Annotated in this window: 16 protein-coding genes; 9 read left to right on the forward strand and 7 right to left on the reverse strand. The window is 59.2% G+C overall.

Annotated features, from left to right (window positions below; all coding sequences use genetic code 11):
- Window positions 1–35 precede the first annotated feature (35 nt).
- Complete coding sequence (gene nadD / locus AB4O01_RS16470) at window positions 36–758, reverse strand: nicotinate-nucleotide adenylyltransferase (RefSeq protein WP_093434574.1); 723 nt, start codon at window positions 756–758, stop codon at window positions 36–38.
- Window positions 727–1,998, reverse strand: a complete 1,272-nt coding sequence (locus tag AB4O01_RS16475) for a glutamate-5-semialdehyde dehydrogenase (RefSeq protein WP_460089049.1) — start codon at window positions 1,996–1,998, stop codon at window positions 727–729. Before AB4O01_RS16475 ends, nadD begins: the two co-directional genes overlap by 32 nt.
- Before the next feature lie 177 nt (window positions 1,999–2,175).
- Between AB4O01_RS16475 and AB4O01_RS16480 the strand changes: the two genes are divergently transcribed.
- From AB4O01_RS16480 to AB4O01_RS16505, 6 genes are all read left to right on the forward strand, one after another.
- Window positions 2,176–2,871 (forward strand): DNA-3-methyladenine glycosylase, encoded by a 696-nt coding sequence (locus AB4O01_RS16480; protein ID WP_093434571.1) that lies wholly within the window; start codon window positions 2,176–2,178, stop codon window positions 2,869–2,871.
- A gap of 71 nt (window positions 2,872–2,942) precedes the next feature.
- Window positions 2,943–4,259, forward strand: a complete 1,317-nt coding sequence (locus AB4O01_RS16485) for a bifunctional DedA family/phosphatase PAP2 family protein (RefSeq protein ID WP_186621790.1) — start codon at window positions 2,943–2,945, stop codon at window positions 4,257–4,259.
- 549 nt (window positions 4,260–4,808) lie between these two features.
- Window positions 4,809–6,641 carry a hypothetical protein gene (locus AB4O01_RS16490; protein ID WP_460089050.1) on the forward strand — a complete coding sequence of 611 codons (1,833 nt, stop codon included), beginning with the start codon at window positions 4,809–4,811 and terminating at the stop codon, window positions 6,639–6,641.
- 49 nt (window positions 6,642–6,690) lie between these two features.
- A complete protein-coding gene (locus AB4O01_RS16495; RefSeq protein WP_460089051.1) occupies window positions 6,691–10,164 on the forward strand; it encodes a calcium-binding protein in 3,474 nt (1,157 codons plus the stop codon).
- A gap of 353 nt (window positions 10,165–10,517) precedes the next feature.
- The gene (locus AB4O01_RS16500; RefSeq protein WP_460089052.1) at window positions 10,518–12,287 is read left to right on the forward strand and encodes a hypothetical protein; all 1,770 of its coding nucleotides are present in this window, start codon (window positions 10,518–10,520) and stop codon (window positions 12,285–12,287) included.
- A 5-nt stretch (window positions 12,288–12,292) separates the two neighbouring features.
- Window positions 12,293–14,260 (forward strand): hypothetical protein, encoded by a 1,968-nt coding sequence (locus tag AB4O01_RS16505; protein WP_460089053.1) that lies wholly within the window; start codon window positions 12,293–12,295, stop codon window positions 14,258–14,260.
- A gap of 60 nt (window positions 14,261–14,320) precedes the next feature.
- Here AB4O01_RS16505 and AB4O01_RS16510 read toward each other — a convergent pair whose 3' ends face one another.
- The 5 genes from AB4O01_RS16510 to AB4O01_RS16530 form a co-directional block, all read right to left on the reverse strand.
- Complete coding sequence (locus tag AB4O01_RS16510) at window positions 14,321–14,881, reverse strand: hypothetical protein (RefSeq protein ID WP_460089054.1); 561 nt, start codon at window positions 14,879–14,881, stop codon at window positions 14,321–14,323.
- 71 nt (window positions 14,882–14,952) lie between these two features.
- Entirely contained in the window at window positions 14,953–15,183 is a 231-nt protein-coding gene (locus AB4O01_RS16515) for a hypothetical protein (protein ID WP_093434550.1), read from the reverse strand.
- Window positions 15,184–15,297: 114 nt separating this feature from the next.
- Entirely contained in the window at window positions 15,298–15,888 is a 591-nt protein-coding gene (locus tag AB4O01_RS16520; RefSeq protein ID WP_460089055.1) for an LON peptidase substrate-binding domain-containing protein, read from the reverse strand.
- Between the two features lie 10 nt (window positions 15,889–15,898).
- Entirely contained in the window at window positions 15,899–16,615 is a 717-nt protein-coding gene (locus AB4O01_RS16525; protein ID WP_053124192.1) for an LrgB family protein, read from the reverse strand.
- Window positions 16,615–16,977: a CidA/LrgA family protein gene (locus tag AB4O01_RS16530; RefSeq protein ID WP_093434544.1), complete on the reverse strand. Its 363-nt coding sequence runs from the start codon at window positions 16,975–16,977 to the stop codon at window positions 16,615–16,617. The genes AB4O01_RS16525 and AB4O01_RS16530 overlap by 1 nt, the downstream gene beginning before the upstream one ends.
- Before the next feature lie 193 nt (window positions 16,978–17,170).
- On the opposite strand from AB4O01_RS16530, the gene AB4O01_RS16535 reads away from it, so the two are divergent.
- From AB4O01_RS16535 to AB4O01_RS16545, 3 genes are all read left to right on the forward strand, one after another.
- Window positions 17,171–17,626 carry a MaoC family dehydratase gene (locus AB4O01_RS16535; protein WP_007909575.1) on the forward strand — a complete coding sequence of 152 codons (456 nt, stop codon included), beginning with the start codon at window positions 17,171–17,173 and terminating at the stop codon, window positions 17,624–17,626.
- Window positions 17,627–17,738: 112 nt separating this feature from the next.
- Window positions 17,739–19,466: a C13 family peptidase gene (locus AB4O01_RS16540; protein WP_099757277.1), complete on the forward strand. Its 1,728-nt coding sequence runs from the start codon at window positions 17,739–17,741 to the stop codon at window positions 19,464–19,466.
- 27 nt (window positions 19,467–19,493) lie between these two features.
- Window positions 19,494–20,135 carry an oxidoreductase gene (locus tag AB4O01_RS16545; RefSeq protein ID WP_093434538.1) on the forward strand — a complete coding sequence of 214 codons (642 nt, stop codon included), beginning with the start codon at window positions 19,494–19,496 and terminating at the stop codon, window positions 20,133–20,135.
- Window positions 20,136–20,184 lie beyond the last annotated feature (49 nt).

Here is a 20,184-nt window from a genome sequence, read left to right on the forward strand (position 1 = left end):
GACACGTGGATTCGTATCAGTGAAGCACGCCTTGTTCAGTTCGACGCACGGTACAGACCGTGCGCATCGATGTAGGCCAGGACCGCGTCGGGCACCAGGAAACGTACCGACTTACCGCTGGCCAGCAGTTGACGGATCTGGGTGGCGGAAACCGCGAGCGGTGTCTGCCAGACGAATGCAATCTGTCCGCTCGGCCCTTTCAGGGCCAGCGGGTCGCTCACCGAACGCGCTGCCAGCAGGTTGCGCAAGGCATCCGGCGGTTCGCTGTCGGCGTCCGGGCGCTGTAGCACCAGGATATGGCAATGCTGGAGCAACTCTTCCCAGCGGTGCCAAGTGGGCAGGCCGCAAAATGCGTCCCAGCCCAAAAGCAGAAAAACCTGGGTCTCGGCGGGCATTTCAGCGCGCATCGACTCCAGGGTATCAATGGTCCAGGACGGTTTGTCCCGCTGCAATTCGCGGGCGTCCACCACCAGCGGCGGCAATCCGGCCACCGCACATTCGACCATCGCCAGTCGATCCTGCGCCGAGACCTGCGGCGTACCGCGATGAGGCGGCCGCGCGTTCGGCATCAGGCGCAACTCATCGAGCGCCAGCGCTTCGGCGACTTCCAGCCCACCGCGCAAATGGCCGATGTGCACCGGGTCGAACGTGCCGCCCAGGACGCCAATGCGCCGGGGGCGGGACTCGTTGCCGGTTTGCGGCGCTGTCAGGTCGAGGCCGGTCAAGTCAAACCGTCGCCTGGCCGCGCAACTGGCCATCACCGACCACAACGTACTTCTCGCAGGTCAGTCCTTCGAGACCCACCGGGCCGCGGGCGTGCAGCTTATCAGTAGAAATGCCGATCTCGGCACCCAATCCGTATTCAAATCCATCGGCAAAGCACGTCGGCGTGTTGATCATCACCGAGGCCGAGTCGACTTCCGCCACAAAGCGGCGGGTATCGGCGAGGTTTTCGCTGACAATCGAATCGGTGTGATGGGAGCCGTAATGGTTGATGTGTTCGATAGCCTGATCCAGACCGTCGACGACGCGAATCGACAGAATCGGCGCCAGGTACTCGGTGTTCCAGTCGTCTTCGCTGGCGGCAACGGCTTCGATGATCGCCCGGGTGCGCTCGCAGCCGCGCAGTTCGACGCCTTTTTCGCGGAACTGGGCGGCCATCGACGGCAGGAAATCCTTGGCAACAGTTTGATCGACCAGCAAGGTTTCCATCGCACCGCAGATGCCGTAGCGATAAGTCTTGGCGTTGAAAGCAATGCGTTGAGCTTTCGGCAGATCGGCGTGGGCACTGACGTAAACGTGGCAGATACCGTCCAGGTGCTTGATCACCGGCACGCGCGCGTCGCGGCTGATGCGCTCGATCAGGCCACGGCCACCGCGCGGCACGATCACGTCGACGTACTCGGGCATGGTGATCATCGCGCCAACGGCGGCACGGTCTGTGGTTTCAACCACTTGCACCACGGCAGCCGGCAATTCGGCCTCGGCCAGACCGCGCTGAATGCAGACGGCAATCGCCCGGTTGGAATGAATCGCTTCAGAGCCACCGCGCAGGATGGTCGCGTTGCCGGACTTCAGGCACAGGCTGGCAGCATCGATGGTCACGTTGGGTCGGGATTCGTAGATGATTCCGATCACGCCCAGCGGCACGCGCATCTTGCCGACCTGAATGCCCGACGGACGGAAGCTCATATCACGGATCGCACCGACCGGATCCGGCAATGCAGCGACCTGCCGCAAACCGACGATCATGCCGTCGATGCGCGCCGGGGTCAGCTCCAGACGCTCCAGCAGTGCCGGTTCCAGACCATTGGCGCGACCGGCAGCCAGATCCTGCTCATTGGCGGCGGCAAGCTCGGCGCGCGCGGCGTCCAAGGCATTGGCAGCAGCCTGCAAGGCGCGGTTTTTCTGCGCGGTGCTGGCACGGCCGATGACCCGGGAGGCTTCGCGGGCGGCGCGACCCAATCGGGTCATGTAGTCAAGAACGGACTCAGTCATGGTCTGCTGGGGTCTTGGCAAAGAGGAAAGCGGCAGATTATAGCTGTCGCGTCCCGGGACTAACAGCGGTGACGGGCGGATGGTCGAAATGAACGCGGATTCGCCGGCGTTCAGGCCCAATTAAGCCGCGCGTTGTTATCATCACGACCTCCTGAGCCTGGATAAACATTGCCTGCCATGTCCAACCTGACCGTTCGCAACCGCGCCGAACGCCTGCCGCTAGGGCTGCCGGACGCCTTTTTCGACCGTGATGCGCAAGTGCTGGCGCAGGATCTGCTCGGCAAAGTCATTCGTCACCGGGTCGGCGATCTGTGGCTGAGCGCGCGAATCATCGAAACCGAAGCCTATTACTGCGCAGAAAAAGGCAGCCACGCCTCGTTGGGCTACACAGAAAAGCGTAAGGCTTTGTTTCTGGATGGCGGCCACATCTATATGTATTACGCCCGTGGCGGTGATTCGCTGAATTTCAGTGCGCAGGGGCCGGGCAATGCGGTACTGATCAAATCCGCCTATCCGTGGGTCGATGAAATCAGCGGTCCGGCGAGTCTGGCGCAGATGCTGCTGAACAATCCCGACGCGCAGGGACGTGCGCGGCTTTCGCAAAAGCTCTGCGCCGGGCAAACACTGCTGTGCAAAGCGCTGGGTCTGAAGGTGCCGGTGTGGGATGCCAAGCGTTTTGATCATGAAGTCCTTCTGGTAGAAGACACCGGGCCGGCACCTTCGCACATCATTCAAACCACCCGCCTGGGCATCCCCCATGGCCGTGACGAGCACCTGATGTACCGCTTTGTCGACGCCAACTATGCGCAATGGTGCACGCGGAACCCGTTGCGACGGGGTCAGGTCGAAGGCCGGGATTATTTTCTGCTGTAACCACACACTCCTGTAGGAGCTGCCGAAGGCTGCTCCTACAGGAGGCCATTAATGATTTGGAGTTTTTCTGTATGGGCCCATGGCTCGATAGCATTACCGGGTGGCTGGCAGCCAATCCACAATGGCTGGCGGCTGCTGTTTTCATTGTGGCCTTTGTGGAATGCCTGGCGATTGCCGGTTTGATCGTGCCGGGCACCGTGCTGCTGTTTGCCGTCGCCGTGCTGGCCGGCAGCGGCGCCCTGTCATTGAGCGAGACTTTGTTGCTGGGCTTCCTTGGCGGGATTCTCGGCGATGCCGTTTCGTACTTCCTCGGTCGCCATTTCCACCAGAACATTCGGCGCCTGCCGGGGCTACGGCATCATCCGGAATGGATGGCCGGTGCCGAGTCGTATTTCCAGCGCTACGGCATCGCCAGTCTGCTGGTCGGTCGTTTCATCGGGCCATTGCGACCGATGCTGCCCATGGTCGCCGGCATGTGCGACATGCCTTTCCCGCGTTTCGCCGCTGTCAGCCTGCTGGCGGCCGCCGGCTGGAGTCTCGCCTATCTGCTGCCGGGCTGGGCCACCGGCGCGGCCTTCCGCCTGCCATTGCCTGAAGGGTTCTGGCTGGAGGCCGGCATTGTCGCTGGCAGCATCGCCGCAATGGTCGGTCTCAGCGTGAACAGCAGCCTGCGTCGCCACCGTCGCGCGACCATCTGGATCAGCAGCATGAGCCTGTTGATTCTGATTGGTCTGTTCATCGGCTATCCGTACCTGACAGCGCTCGATCAAGGGGTGATGACACTGGTGCAGGAACATCGCCAGCCAATGCTGGATGAAATTGCGGTCACACTGACCCTGATCGGTGAGTTCCGCAACATGCTGCTGTTCAGCGTCCTGCTGACCGGCCTGTTGCTGGTGTGCCGGCAATGGCGTCATGCGATCTTCGTTGGCGGTACGCTGCTGGTGACCGCATTGGCCAACACCGGGACCAAATACTTCTTCGCCCGGGTGCGTCCGGAAGTGCTGACCGACCCACTGACCACTTACAGCATGCCCAGTGGTCATGCCTCAGGTTCGTTTGCACTGTTTCTGACCCTGGCGGTACTCGCCGGCCGTGGCCAGCCGCCACGCATGCGCCTGACCTGGTTGCTGATCGCCTGTATTCCGGCCCTCTCCATCGCCCTGTCGCGGGTCTATCTGGGCGCTCATTGGCCAACCGACGTGCTGGCCGGCGCCATGCTTGCCGCCTGTGTCTGCGCTGCCGCCCTGTGGCTGAGCCAGCGTAAAACCCCACTCAATCCCATGCCGTTCAAGATCTGGTGGTTGATCCTGCCGGCAATGTTGGCGCTGTTCGGATTTTTCGTCCTGCGGCACTTGCCTCATACCTTGTTGCGTTACGCCTATTGAATCTGGCGATACACAAGCCTTAATCCTTCTGCGCTGCTCTTTTAGGAATTCTCCGACAAGAGCAGCGCTGTTCTCTTATTCAAACTTACTCGCCCACGGTAAGAATCCTTATTTACCAAACCGCAACTTCGCACACTTCAAACTAAAAACAACCGAAGTTACATATCAATTACGAACCCTCACGCCAGCGCCTTCCATAACTTGAAAAACCGGTTAGATTAAATCCACATATTTGAAACCCTTCGGCACATTCTCACCCATTAAAGTGAGACCGCCTGCACTTGCCTGCCCAACAATCAATTCAACTGACGAAGCGAGGGTTTCAATACATCAACTGATTTCGAGTACGCCATGAGTCCAAAGACACCGCGCAAACCACCCCAGACCTCAACGCAACAACCTGAAGCGAGCACATTCCCGCCCCTGCGTACCGAGACACCGTTCACTCCAGGTGGCCCTTCGATTTTCCGGCTACCGGGTTTGCCGAGTGGCCAGAATCCCGTTCACATCGCTGGCGGCCGGCCGGTCGCGGATGGACCCCCGCCTGCCGTGGTCATCCAACCGATGCAGGCGACGAACCCTGCCCGCCTCGCAAACGATAATTCCCCCGACACCTACTGGCTGCGTGACGACTTCCTGCGTGGAATGAAACCGGCGGAGGATGACGGTTTTCGCTGGATCGTCGGACGACAGTTTGTCGACGTCGAATATGAAGGCGACTTGCGCACCACCCATGTCGGCCAGGATGCCGATGGGGTTTATCGCTGCAAGATGGTCACCGAGCGGTCCGCGTCCGGACCGGCGCTGTACCGGAATGAAGGCCGGTTGACCTGGCGCCTGACGGAGCATCCGGCACCCGCCATGGCCTCGACAAAACGACCTGCGCCGCTACCGGGCGATCAACCGGGGATCAACCCCGGCGCGAAACGGCCTCGACCCGCCCACCTCGATTCGAATCTGTACAAGGCATCGCTGCGTTCACCGGATGCCCAAGGCTATTACGAACTGGCCCCCGCATTCGGGGCGAACAACGCGATCACGCAATTTGCCTTTATGGACGCTTTTGGTCACTGGATCCCGGTCGATCCGCCCGCAGACGGATTCGGTGCCCAGCCCACGCTCTTGAAGCATTGGACAGACCATGAGATCTGGCAGGTGTACAACATCCATGGCCAGGATCTCGTGCGTTTTCGCACCGAAGCCCAAGCCAGCGGCAAGAGTCCGCAATGGGCGATTCCCGAAGTCACGAACCCGCACCGCGACTTGCTACGCGACACCCTGCGCTGGCTGCACCCAAGCATGAATCCTGCACAGCGCGAAGCATTTCTGCAGTCCTATAACCTGCTGCCCAGCCAGCTGGCCCGCTTGCAACAGGACCTGAAGACCGAACTGAAAATGCCGCAATGGGCGCAGGCACACAAACACCTGATCGACGATCTCGACCATCCGCAGCGCCTCGAGCAACTGAGCCGCGAGGCTGTCGAGGAACTTAACCTCAAGCGTGATGCCCGGCATGACTGGTACAGCCCGGAATCCAGCATGACCGCGCCGGTGCGCGAAGCGCTGCTGGGCAAACTCGGGTATCTGCGCAACAAGAACAATTGCCTGTACCGCACCGACGTGCCGGCGCTGTTCCGTGGCGATGAACGCACACCGTTCGAGCTTGCCAATGACGGCTTCATGCTACCGCGCTACCAGCATAAACCGGGCGCCACCACGCATAAGCCGATGAGCGCAACCTTCAGCCTCAAAGAAGGCCTGGTGTACGCAAGGGAGCCTGACCCCGAGTACTTGCGGTTCAACAGCCAGACGAGCAAATACCCGGGGCGGGATGCTGACGATAGCGCCTCGGGCAGCGATGTCAGTGATACCGAGAGCAGCTCATCGTCCGAATGGTCCGACGCCACAAGCCCGGTGCCGTGGGATCGTGATCGCCGCTATGAATCAACACGCACACGTCAGCGGGAAATGTTTCTGTATGTGCTCGACACCCGCGAACTGGAAGTGGTGCCTCATGAAGAAAACATGAGTTTCAATTCAGCGGCCCGCGACACACCCCCCACCTGGTTTCCCTCCGATGACTTCGAAGGGCTGATATCAGTCAGCCGCAGAGGACTGGATGCCGAGCGTATCTGGCTGCTGAATTCGCACCTGAGCAAAGCCGTGAGGGTCGATGACCTCAAGGAACAGGCAGGCGCGAACGCTGAGCGCATCGAAGCCGCCACCCATGCCGGACACGAGAACAAATTCGCCTACGACCAGTTGATCGACAACGCCGAAGCCGCCGGCAAACCTGTGCTCAGTCTGTCGGGCAATGGCGACGAATTCGCCTACGCCATCCACTGGCCCGAGTCGACAACGCCGGCGGCTCGACATCAGTGACACACCGGTAGGAACACCGCTCAGGCGTTTTCATTAAAGGATTAATGACATGTCAAAACTTATCGCTCCGCCACTTCAAATCGCCAATAGCAGCGTCGTTCAGGTCAATCCCGTCAGCGTCTCGGCCAACCCCCATGCGCCGCCGGCGGGCACGCTCAACGCAGTGTTGCCAGACGACGCTGACGCCCCTTATCGACGCACACTCAAGTCCCTCGACAAACATTTCGGCCCCTTGCGCATCGGCGAAATACTCACCAGCCGCGTCGAACTCCTGGCCTTGGGCGCGACCGTGCACGGCCAAGCCATCAGCCCGGCGAATGCCGGCATGCAGCGCGTGGATCAACACTTTCTCGACGGACTCAATTTCGATGCAGACCGGGTGCAGGCGCGTCTGTTGTCCGTCGACAATCCGGACAGCAATGTAGCGGCGATGCTGTTTTATGAAATCGCCTGCAAGCGCTCGGTCGATGCCGGGCCGCTGTTCGTCGCCGATATAACCATTGCCACCGGCAGCGCGGTGGACCGCCTGAACCAGTTGGGCAAGGCTGCGCAAAAACTGGATATTCATCGCGCCGACGCACTGGAAAATGCCCCGGGCTGGATCAGCAAAAACAAAAGCTATTTGATGAGCGGCGCCGGGGTCGGCATGCAGGCGTTCGGCATCTACAGCGGCTACAAGGCGATGATTGATGCGATCAAGCACGGAGACACGCTGGAAGCGGTTTTCCAGGGTGGATCGATCGCCGCCGAGTTCGGCTCGCTGATCATCGAACGCGGGCTGACCAAGACCGGTGAGGCCATGCTCAGAAACGGCGGCAACGCGCTGAAGTATTTCCCGCTGACCTCGGTGGGCAAATACATGAGCCGCGGTGCCGGGATGTTCGCCAGCGCCATCACCTTGCCCTTCGACATTGTCGATGCCATCAAGTCGTTCAATGCCGCCGCCGCGGCGCAGGGCAAAGAGGCCCAGGATCATTACGTCAGCGGCGGTCTTAGCGTCGCCGGGGCGGGTATCAGCCTGGTGCTGGGCGTCGCCGCACTGGCCGGGTTTGGCAGCGTCGCCGGGCCGGTCGGACTGGTCGCCGCCGGACTGCTTATCGCCGCCTCGATGATCTACCAGGCCGCCCGAGTGGTGGACGACATCGATGACTACATCGAACTGACGTTTGAAGAACGCATGCGCTCGGGCTGGTTCGCCTTCACCAACAAGGAACTGGACCAGGACGTACTGGATCGCTTCAAGCTCGCCAAGGGCTATCGGGACCACCAGCGACAACTGCAGTTGTCGGCCAAGGACATGCTGGAGAACGCCTACAAACACACCATCGAACACGTGATCAACGGTGCCTTTCAGGTTGAATTGAAGCCCGTTGAAATCTGGCGCTACCAGTGGGACGAAAGCGCTGGCCAACAACCGTTCAAGCTCGACAACCAGGCCGTGGTTGTCGACGGCGATGACGTGATCGATGCCGGCAAAGGCCTGCCCGCCAACCTCAAAGGCAAAGTGTCGGGCAGTGCCGGTGATGACAAAGGCATTTTCTGGCGCTTGGGTGACGGCAATGACCGGGTTATCGGGGTCCGGGACAAGCCCAATCTGTTCACCTATCGCGCGGATCACAAGGCTTTGACCGGAGGCGACAGGGACGATGCGTTCTATCAGGACATTACCGAGCAGCAATTGAACCTCACCAGCAAACCGGCCCACCTCAATGTGCTGGACGGCGGCGCAGGTGCCGACACCCTGGCCTTCGAAGGCAGCCGCCCGCTCAGCGACACCCGCCATATCGGTCACGACATCAACCTGCACAGTGGCAGGGTGGCGCTGCGCGGTCTTGATCCTGAGGAAAATGCCGTTGACGTCGCGCAGCTCACGTCGATCGAAAACGTCTCGACCCTGCGCAGAGGCACCAGCCGCGTCAGCGGAAACGACGCGGCCAACCGGATTTCCGCCAATGGCTACGACCGCATCAGCGCCGGCGCAGGCGATGACACGATTGCCGTCTACGGAGTGGACTGCCGGGTGGACGGCGGCAGCGGCGCAGATCGTTTTTACATCGCCAGCAGCAACGCCCGCACGACCATCAACGAGGACGCTGAAGCGTCGAGTCTGATCGAGTTCGGCTGGCCGGCGGAGGTCATCCAGCGTTGGCAGATCGTCGGCACTGCGCTGGTGATCAGCTCATTGCGCGGCAAGGATGGTAACGACCCGGAACATGTACTGACACTCGAAAATGTCTACCAGTGGGTCGATGGCAAACGCCTGTTGAACAATGACCGTTTCCGTTTCAAGACCGAGGATGGCTATGAGCTGCTGGTCCAGCTACCCCAGCAGCCAGGTGAGGTGCTGCAGCAGGATATAACCCCCGTCGTTGTCGTCATCGGCCAACCCGCCGCTGCACCGCAAATCGTTAACGGCGGCATGATCGAGATCGCCGAACAGGGCTTGAAGCAGCACTTTGTTGCTCGCACCGAGCGTCCGGTGGAATTCGTTGCCCAGCGCAATACCGCCGAAACGTCCCGCACTGTTTATCTGGAATTCGACAACGCCGAAATCATCGATGTGCAGGTCAGTTATGAGGTGCAGGTGCGCAAAGGCGTCTCTGGGACGACCCACTTGTACTACACAGACTTCACCCTGTCGGTCTCCCTGCCGTCGAAATTGGTCATGTTCAAAGGTGTGGTCCAGCCCATCGCGGCAGCCACCGGTTACAGCGGCAGAAACAACCTGAAAGTCACCACCCCACGCCTGCAGCAGGATGTTGTGCTGGTGCTGCAGGACCAGGTTTCCTACCGCCTGCAAGTTCCCGCACTGGATTATGAAGACGATGTAAAAAACCCCGGCACCCGCGTACGCAGCACGCGAAGTTGCCTCAAGCAACGCAATGGCAACTATCGCTTTGTCAGACCATTGGCCAGCGTGAAACCGCTGATAACGGCAGAACCCAGTCGCATCACCATCGACACCGGTTCGCACACCGGCATCTATGTACTCGATGGCCAGAGCTCGATGTACGATGTCCATCTGGCCAGCAACACCATCATTCGCCTTTCGACGCCAGGCGCTGCAGCGAAAACCGCCGATGCGTCGACCTGGACGCTGTACACCGACAAAATGAAAGAAACGGTCACCCGCGACGACATCCAACTGGACGGCAATCGTCTGCACATCGCCAGCGTCACCGTCGAATTGCCCGATATCGAAGACGACGTCCCGGTGGAATCCATCAGCGTGGCCACTTCGGCCGGCCATATTTATGAAGTGTCGCTGTTGTTTGAAGTGCTGCAGCTTTACGTCATCGATGCACGTGGCTACGCCGATATCGAAGCTCTGTTGGCCGAGATCAATGCCCATCAACAGCGAAACGAACTGGCAGCAAGGGTTCATGTAACCCACGTCGGAATCGACGCCGGAACGATCGGTACGGTGGTTTACAACGCAGTAAGGAAACACTGGGCGCTGGCCAGCGATCCACAGATACGAATCAACCCGCAAGACCTGGTCTTTTCCAACGACAAGACCTGATCCTCGCCACGTGCCCGTATGGACCTGACGTCCACACGGGCACCCGTCCTCCTCAGCCTACGGACAGGCTGACTCGCAAAAAACGGAGTTTATTCATGCGTCAAAAACCCGGGCTACGGCCTAAATCACCTTCAGTCGAAACGCCCGCCACCTCAACACTGGCCTCCGCAGATCATTCGCCGAGCAGAGCGATAGTTGCAAACCCTGAAAACATTCCGGGGCCTATACCCGTCGAGGCGCCCTCTTCACCCAAGCGAGCTCGTCTGGAGGAACCCGGGACCTCCCAAGCAAAAACCTCACCCATCGAAGTGAGCGTCACATCGAGATCCCCCACAGACAGACAGGACTTTTCGATGATGTCGCTGGAAGATTTCGCCCATCCGTATTTCGGCGATCTGCCAGGTCCGAATGAAGCCGGTATCCGGCGTTATCTCGCCAAGGACTGGGTGGACGTGCGACTGCCAGGCTCAGAAGGCCGACACCACGTTTGTGTTCAATATGATGCCGACCTCAGGGCCTATCGGGCGATGTCCTCCTGGCGCCTGGCACCAGGCCCACCCATTTACCGGACCACGCAAGGCCATCTGTGGAGCCTGGATCGGCACCTCACCCTCCTCAACGTCGATGACTACACGTTTTCCGCGACACCGAATGCTGACGGTTACTACACCTTTCGCGCTCTCGAAACGAGCGGCGATGACGCCATCCTCGGCTATGCCATCAAGGATCCGGAGCATCACTGGATTGCCATCGATCCCGCGCAGGCAAAACGCGACAGGAAAGCCGATGCGCCACTTGCGCAATGGTCGAATCAGGACATCCAGCGCATGTACATTCTGGATGACACCCGGATTGCCGCCTTCCGCGCAGAAGCACAAGCGGCCGGTAAGCCACCGGACTGGGCTCTTCGCGCGCAGAACACCGAAGACCATCTGTTTGTCGCTGATTCTTTGAAGTGGCTGCATCCACACATGACCCTTGCCCAGCGCCTGCAATTGCAGCGCAGCTATAACCTGACCCAGAACCAACTGTGTCGGCTGCGCACAGAGTCGGGCGACGGCCAGATACCGCAATGGGCTGAACAGCACAAACGCCTGACGCTCGATGCGACCAATGAGCAGCGCTTCAAGCTGATCGGCGAGGAGCTGGAAAACTACGTTGAGGAATTACGGAGTCAAGGGCTGGCCCTCGCCCACCATTGGCCCGCCACCCGCTACAGCGACGCCTTTTTGGCCGACTACGCGACCCACCTCGGCTACCAGCGAACCCGCCACGGCATGTTATATCGCACCGACATTCCGGCGATGTTCCGCGGCGAAACCCGATTACCCTTCGAGTTGGCGCGGGATGATCGAATGATGCACCGTAAAGGCAATCCCAAGGGCACCACGAACAAGCGCGCATTGAGTGCAACGTTCGGACTGCATGACGCCACCGCCTACGCGGCGACCAAGGGCGGCTTCTATCACGAGCTGCATTACAACTCGCAGGCCAATCGCTTTCCCGGGGTGAATCCTCAAAGCTCGAAAACACGAACCGGCGAATCCTCCGACTCGGGCAGCAGTTCGGTGTCGGAGGGTAAACGAACCGGCGACGAGACCGACTCTGACAGCTCGTTCGTTTTCGATGATTCGAAAGATTATGTATCCACGCGCCGCCAGCAAACCACGTCATTCGTCTACGCCATTGATACCCGAGGCCTGGAAGTGGTGCCGGGGGCGGAAAACAAGGCATTCAACCCCGCTAACGGCACATTCCTCTTCGACGACCTGGAAGGGCATATCTCCACGCCCACACGCGGCATCAGTGCCGAGCGGATCTGGCTGGTGCGTTCCGACCTGACAAAAGCCGCCCGGGTCAAGGATGTGCTGACACAGGCGGGTGACCGGGTCGCGGCCATCGAGCAGGCCACCTGGGCGGGAACCGACAGTCGTGCTGCCGGGTATTTTGGCGCCAACGCCTATGACAGCCTTATCGATGAAATCGCCGGTTCTGGCGGCGTGATACTGGATCTGCCCAAAGGCGACAAGACGTTCGCCGACGACATTGTCTGGCCGTACCCGAGCACGACCGGCCCTGACCCTGTTCAGCCATTGGATGGCTGGCTCAACCACATGGAGTGACATTTATGCGCCAAAAACCCGGGCCGCTGCGCCCATCCCCCACACCCGAAACGCCCGGCACCTCGACCTCCCGGCCTGTGCCCTACGATCGTCCTGTCGAACTGGATTCCCGTCTACCTGGACGCATCAAACCGGACGGTTCAACCGAATCGCCGGGCATTCACTCCGACAGTCCTCACAGCAGCACCGAGAGAGTCGAGCACGGCATTACGATTACGCAAATGCCCGAAACGCAGACACCTCAACGTCGAGCAGCGACATCACCTCTGGAGCCCTATTTGCAGAATGTCGACGAGTCGTTGAGTCACAATGCCGAAGGATTGAAGGTGTACAAGGGTCGAACATTCGCTGACATCGCCAACGACGACGGGGCAGCCGCCGGACTGACGGTGATGGTGGCGTTTCACGATCTGATCAAAACCTACCGCGCCCGGTTACCCAGTGAGCGGGTGCCATCAGGACCTCCGCTTTATCGCGTGGCCGACAGTAATGTCTGGAGCCTGAACAAGCCGATCGAATACTACGACCCGATGCAATACGCCTCGTCTTATACCGTGGATGCACGGGGATACTACTCAGTTCACGAACACCGGGCGGTGGAGCACGCTGGCCCGTATGGCAAGTGGATTGAGTTCATCGTGGTGAAGCGAGAGGCAGGTTTCGCCTTTATCGATGAGCATCGACGCTTGATTCGGGTTGATCCGGACGAGGCACGGGGCGATACATCTGTCCCGCTCAAACTTGCGCATTGGAGCGATGGTGATATTTGGAGCCTATACCGCCTGAAGGGCGCGCAGGCCCTGGTCTTTCGAATCGAAGCAGAAGCCCTGGGAAAAGCACCAGACTGGGCCACGCGTTTCAACGAGCCGGATACGCGCAAATTTCTCAGCGACTCATCGAGATGGTCTTATCCACAGAAGTCCGAGACGGAACGTGCGCAAATCCTGCGCAGCTACAACTTGAGCATGGCTCAGCAAAACCGACTGCGACAAGACATGGAGCATGGGCGGTTCCCAGAATGGGCCGAACAGCACAAACGCCTGACTCAGAATCTGTCGGACGACAGCCGCTTTGAGCAGATTGCAGAAGAATTGCAGCCTCTTATTCTAAGAATGAGAGAGGGAGGCCAGACCCCTTACTTCGACTCGCATCCCGTTGAGCAGCGCTATGAAGAGAGCTTTCTGAAGAGCTATCTGGAACATGCCGGCTACCAGCGCAATCAGCATGACTACCTTTATCGAACGGACATTCCCGCCATGTTCCGCGCCGATTTGCGCACGCCCTTCGAACTGGCTCGGGACAAACGCTTGGTGAAGTTAAGGGGGAATCCCTCCGATTCCACGACCAAATCGGCCTTTAGCGCGACATTCGGTGCGGCCAATGCTTTGAGCTACACGGGATTTGATTACTACTCCAACCCTCGGCACTACAACACTCAGGCGAACCTGTATCCAGGGCATTTTTCTGACAGTGATTCCTCTAGCGGGTATCGACATAATTCGGCTGAAGAATCTGATACATCCTTTGAAATGGATCACTCGCGTGACTATCCATTGCTCCGTCGCAAACAAACATTGGGCTTTGTGTATGTCATCGACACCCGCGGCATTGAAGTGGTCCCGCGAGTCGAAAACATTTATCTGAACGACAAGGATTTTGACGGGGACAAACTGGAAGGCCGGATATCAATGCCCACACGTGGGATCAGTGCAGAGAGGATCTGGTTGGTGAACTCGGACCTGAGCCAAGCGGCAAGAGTCGAGGATATTTTGCGCGAGGCCGGGGACAACGCTGAGGCTATCGAGAAAGCCACATGGGCAGGAGCCGATTTCATGCGGTATGGCGCTACCGAATATGACCAGTTGATCAATCGAATAGCCCACGCCGATGGCGTTGTGTTGAAGCTGCCCAAAGGTGAAAACAGCTACTCCAACGATGTGACCTGGCCGGTACCCGAGCATTACCGAACCTGAAAAAAGGCGCCATTCATCCAGACATGAATGGCGCCTTTTTTATGGAGTAGCGGCTGGGCGCTATTGGATAACCTTGATCACAAATATTGCCGGTTTGTGATTGAAGGCGTTATGCCCCGTCCTGTTAGGATCGACGTCGAGGAATGTGCTCATTCCGCTGCTTATATGGCGATACAAGGGCTTGTCATCAGGTTCGCGGATCAACTCCAGATAGGCAGGACCGGATTCGATATCACTGAAGGAGGCCTTTGAAGCACCAGACTTGCTGATTGAAAAGTATTGCTCTGGCGCACGGGTACTGGCCAACAGATTATGAGTCTTGTCCTCTATGAATAACCGCGCACCATCGAATATTCCCGCGAGCACAAGGCTGATTGCATATACGTCACCCTTTGGGACGAACTTCAACAACAGTGGTGTGTCGTCATCATGGTCAGCCAGCGTTATGAAGCTGGACACGCGCGAATCCGCCAACCCCACTTCGGCATCCAGTTTTTCTGCCTTGGTTATGCGAAGGTCACGCAAAGCCTGTTGCAGACGTAGTTGATTAAGTACCACTGGCCGGCCATCAAGATAAAGATGCGCAGTGAATGTCTGGTTATTTGTTTTTGCTAAAGCCATGGGATTGCCCACCTGTAAACACCCCGCCGTCAATTAGCCACGACGACAGGCAATGCTGAAAAAGGAAATAATCAAACCGCAGTCGCAGTCACTACGCTGGTGGCGGACGCCGACATCCGTGGCACTTCGCCGCCAGGAACTTTTTCAGATTTTCGTTTACGCCGGGCTATTACCATCCGGTCCGCATAAGTGGATGCCGCCTCAATCACGTGGCTAACGTTATGATCCGTCTCGGCATGTTTCAAAATATACTTGCCGGCAATATCATCCCAAAACGCCCATTCATCTTCATAGACAGTCATGCTTTCATCCTTATTTTTATTCAAGTTATCCGCTTCCTGCGGACAACTTGAAATTAAGACAAAGACAAAAGCAAAACAATGCTGGCAGGCGCCATCAGTTAATTCAAAGTGCAACTAGGCGAACAATTCACCTTGTAGTTCGTCGAGCAGCGCATGAATTGCATCCAGCCGCTGCTGGGGATCATCGAGTTGTAACAGATCGATCTTGTCTTCTTCGGCGAAGGGCAGCAGATAGGCCAACTGATTGGCCAGCGATTGCTGACCCAGCGCTTCAGTGCCCATGTCCAGCGCTTCCACCATCGGGTGCTCGGCCAGTGCCTTGAGCAACGCCACCAGATCAGCATCCTCGTCCTGTAACGGTTGCTCGGGTTCGTCATCCAGCCAGTCGACATCGGCGAGGATCAACTGATCGCGCTGCACCTCGGTACGCAACACCGCGAACCGCCGCCCGCCCTGCACACGAATGCCGAGCAAGCCGTTGTCCTGCTGCTGAAAGTCGGTGATGCGCGCTTCGCAGCCGACCCGAGCAAAACCTTCTGGCGCGACGCCGACTTCGTGGCCATCAAGGATGCACACCACACCGAAACCGCCACCCTGCTTCATGCAGCGGCCGATCATGTCGAGATAGCGCGCCTCGAATATCTGCAAATCGAGGTTGCAGCCGGGAAACAACACGGTGTTCAGCGGGAAAAGCGGCAGACTCATAGACATTTCCTTACACCACCATCGACACCGCCAGCGGCAGGAAGACTGCCGTGGCCACGCCCATCAGACTCATCGCCAGCGCCGCAAACGCGCCGCACTCATCACTTTCCTGCAACGCCACCGACGTGCCGACCGCATGCGCGGTCATGCCCAGCGCCATGCCGCGCGCCTCGGGACTGTGCACGCCGAGGCGGGTCAACAACGCCGGGCCGAAGATCGCACCGATCACCCCGGTGATCAACACGAATACCGCCGCCAGCGCCGCAACGCCACCAATCTGCTCAGCCACCAGCATTGCGATCGGTGAGGTCACCGACTTCGGCGCCATGGTCATCAGAATCATGTGCTCGGCACCGAACCACCAGCCCAGCAACACGCCCATGCCCGTCGCGACCACCCCGCCTATCACCAGCGTAGTAAAAATCGGCCAGAACAATTGGCGAATACGCCGCAGGTTGAGATACAGCGGCACCGCCAGTGCCACGGTCGCCGGGCCAAGCAGAATGCTGAGGATCTCGGTGCTCTTGCGATATTCGGCATAGGTCAGGCCACAGCCGACCAGCACACCGATCACCAACAGCATGGAGACCAGCACCGGTTGCAGAAAGATCCAGCGGGTTTTCTCGAAAGCCGCCAGCACCAGTTGATAGGCGCCGAGGGTGATGCCGATGCCGAACAGCGGATGATGGATAACGGAGGCCCAGGCGCCCTGCCAGTCAAAGAGCATCAGGACTCCTCCGACGTGGGGGCGTGCCGTTTGACCAGGCGTTGCATCAGCACCCCGGCGAAGGCCATCGACAGGATCAACGACAGCACCAACGCACCGACAATCGCCCAGAAATCCGCGGCAATGTCGCTCGCATAAACCATCACGCCCACGGCCGGGGGCACCAGCAGCAATGGCAGATAGCGCAGCAGGCTGCCAGCAGCGAGGTTCAGCGGCTCCCCCACTTCACCGCGAACGATCAGGAAGACCAGCAACAGCAGCAGACCGATGATCGGCCCCGGCAGCACTGGCAAGAGCAAATGATTGAGCGCCGTGCCGAGCAATTGGAACAGCACCAGCAGGGTCAGGCCACGTAGCAACATCCGACATCTCCGTCTTACTTTTCACCCAGCAGGGGCTCGGCATTATAAGCACGCCTGCGCTATGGATCGGCATTCGCCAAAAGCATGGTCGGTTGACCGGAGCAAATCGCCATGATGATCTACAGTGGTTCGCAGGGCGGTCAAATCCCCCACCTGAAAAACTATAAAACCGATGAACCCAAGGAGAGTCTCAATGCCCTATGTTCCCGTTGCAGAGCTCAAAGATTATGTCGGCAAGGAACTCGGACGTTCCGAATGGCTCACCATCGATCAGGAACGCATCAACCTGTTCGCCGAAGCCACCGGTGATTATCAGTTCATTCACGTCGACCCGGTCAAAGCCGCGCAAACGCCATTTGGCAGCACCATTGCCCACGGTTTCCTGTCGTTGTCGCTGATCCCGAAATTGATGGAAGACATCCTGATTCTGCCGCAAGGCGTGAAGATGGTGGTCAATTACGGGCTGGACAGCGTGCGTTTCATCCAGCCAGTGAAGGTCAATTCCAAGGTCCGCCTCAAGGTCGATCTGGGCGAAGTGACCGAGAAAAAACCGGGCCAGTGGCTGCTCAAGGCCACCGCGACACTGGAGATAGAAGGCTCGGACAAACCGGCCTATATCGCCGAACCACTGTCGCTCTGCTTCGTCTGATGGTTCTGGATGCGAAGCAGCGCACGCTGTTTCGCGTCAACACTGTTTTTACCGGCTGCATTAGGTCACATAGCTGCGGCATACTCGGTCGCCTAATTGCCCGGATCCCGCTATGCGCTCACTCGCTCGTCTTGCACCCCTTGCCTTGACCCTGATGCTCACCGCGTGCGGCGACGGCGAATCGCTGCTGCCCCCGGATGCGCGCCTGCCCGACGGTGGACGCTATCGTGGTGAACTGGTCGATGGCTTGCTGCAAGGTCAGGGCCGCGTCGACTACCCCAACGGCAGCTGGTATGCCGGGCAGTTCGATAAGGGTCAGTGGCATGGTCAGGGCGAATGGCATGGCAGCAACGGCGAGGTCTATCGCGGACAGTTTCAGCAAGGCCTGTTCGACGGCCAAGGCAGCCTGACCACCAACGCCAGTAGTTACACCGGCGGCTTCAAACAGGGACGCCGCGAAGGCGAAGGCACCCTGAAAGAAAACGCCATGACCTACCGTGGCGAGTTCAAGGCCGATCAATATTCCGGGCTCGGCCGTCTGGAAATGGACGACGGCAGCTCCTATCAAGGCCAGTTCGCCCACGGCAAGCCCAACGGCGAGGGCCAGCGCGGCGATGCCAGCGGTAACTCGTTCAGCGGGCATTTCGTCAACGGTCAGCTGGAAGGCAAAGGCACCTTCAACAGCGCGGACGGCGATATCTACGTCGGCGGCTTCAAGAACAATCAACTGCACGGCAAAGGTCGCTACGAAAACGCCGACGGCGATGTCTGGCTCGGCCAGTTCAAGGAAGGCGCGCTGACCGGCAAGGGCGAACTGATCGGCGCCGACGGTAGCCATTACATCGGCACGTTCAGCGACTGGCGCTTCAGCGGTCAGGGCCGCTTGAACCTGTCCGATGGCAGCTTTTACATCGGCGGCTTCGACAACGACAGTTACTCCGGACGCGGCACCCTGGTGCTCACCGATGGCAGTGTGATGAGCGGCACCTGGGTCAATGGCCAGCGCGTGCGCGACGCCGACGGCAAGTTATTGCCCGATACGCTCGAACTCGGCTTGCTCGCTCAGGGCCGTCTGCTTGATGACGCGTTGGCCGCCATTCCCGCGTCGACCCCGGCGGTCGAGTTGTACACGTTGACCCTCGGCGGCGACGGCAAACAAAGCGTATTCCTGCGCGAATCCGACTACGTCGCCAACATGCTCAACACGCGCTTTGGCGCTTATGGCCAGGTCCGTCTGGTCAACCACCGTGACCACCTCGGCGACCGGCCGATGGCCACCCGCGAGAACCTGCGTCGTGCCGCGCAAACGCTGGCCGAACGCAGCGGCCCGGAAGATCTGCTGTTCATCTACCTGACCAGCCACGGCACCGCCGAGCATGAGTTGGTGCTCGACCAGCCGCGCATGGAACTGGCCGACCTGCCCGCCGATGAACTCGCCGCTGTACTGGCGCCGCTGAAAAATCGCGACAAGATCATCGTGATTTCGTCGTGCTACTCCGGCGGCTTTATCCCGGCGCTGAAAGACGAACGCACGCTGATCATGACCGCCTCGCGCGCGGATCGGGTGTCCTTCGGCTGCTCGGAAGAAGCCAACTTCACCTACTTCGGCGATGCACTGTTCGCCCAGGCGCTGAACCAGACCGATGATCTGGAGCAAGCCTTCAAACTGGCCAAGGCCACCGTCGCCGAGCGTGAACTGGCGGATAATTTCGAAGCGTCGGAGCCGCAGATCTGGGCGCCGAAAACCGTGCTGTCGCACTGGCAACTGCTGCGCAAACAGCAAGCCAGAAAAGCATTGCAGAGTGCTGCATTGAACGACGGAGCGACAAAGAGCAACTAAGCTGAACAGTATCAAGGGAGAGACACTATGTACTTGACGCCTCAGCACGTATTGCTTGCCGGAGCCACCGGTTTGACCGGTGAACATCTACTCGACCGTTTGCTCAACGAGCCGACGATTTCTCGCGTGCTCGCCCCTTCCCGTCGCCCCTTGGCCGAACATCCGCATCTTGAAAACCCGGTGGGCGATCCGCAGGTGTTTCTGCCGCAACTCAGTGGCCGCGTCGACATCGCCTATTGCTGCCTCGGCACCACCATCAAACAGGCCGGCTCTGAAGCAGCGTTTCGCGCGGTGGATCTGGACATGGTGGTGGCGTTCGCCAAACGCGCGCGGGAGATGGGCGCGCGGCATCTGATCGTGATCAGCGCAATTGGCGCGGATCCGAAATCGTCGGTTTTCTACAATAGGGTCAAAGGCGAAATGGAGCAGGCCTTGCGTGCGCAGGACTGGCCGCAATTGACCATTTGCCGGCCTTCGCTGTTGTTGGGTGAACGGACCGAACCACGTCTGGCCGAGCAACTGGCCGCGCCGTTGTCAAAGCTGATTCCGGGTAAATACCGGGGCATCGAAGCGTGCCAATTGGCGCGGGCGATGTGGCGGTTGGCGCTGGAAGAGCAGGATGGGGTGCGGGTGATCGAGTCGGATGAGCTGCGCAAGCTGGGCAAATAATCCATAGCGTCAGGAAGAAAGCTTTCGCGAGCAGGCTCGCTCCCACAAT

It is taken from the genome of Pseudomonas sp. S2_E02 (assembly GCF_054668355.1).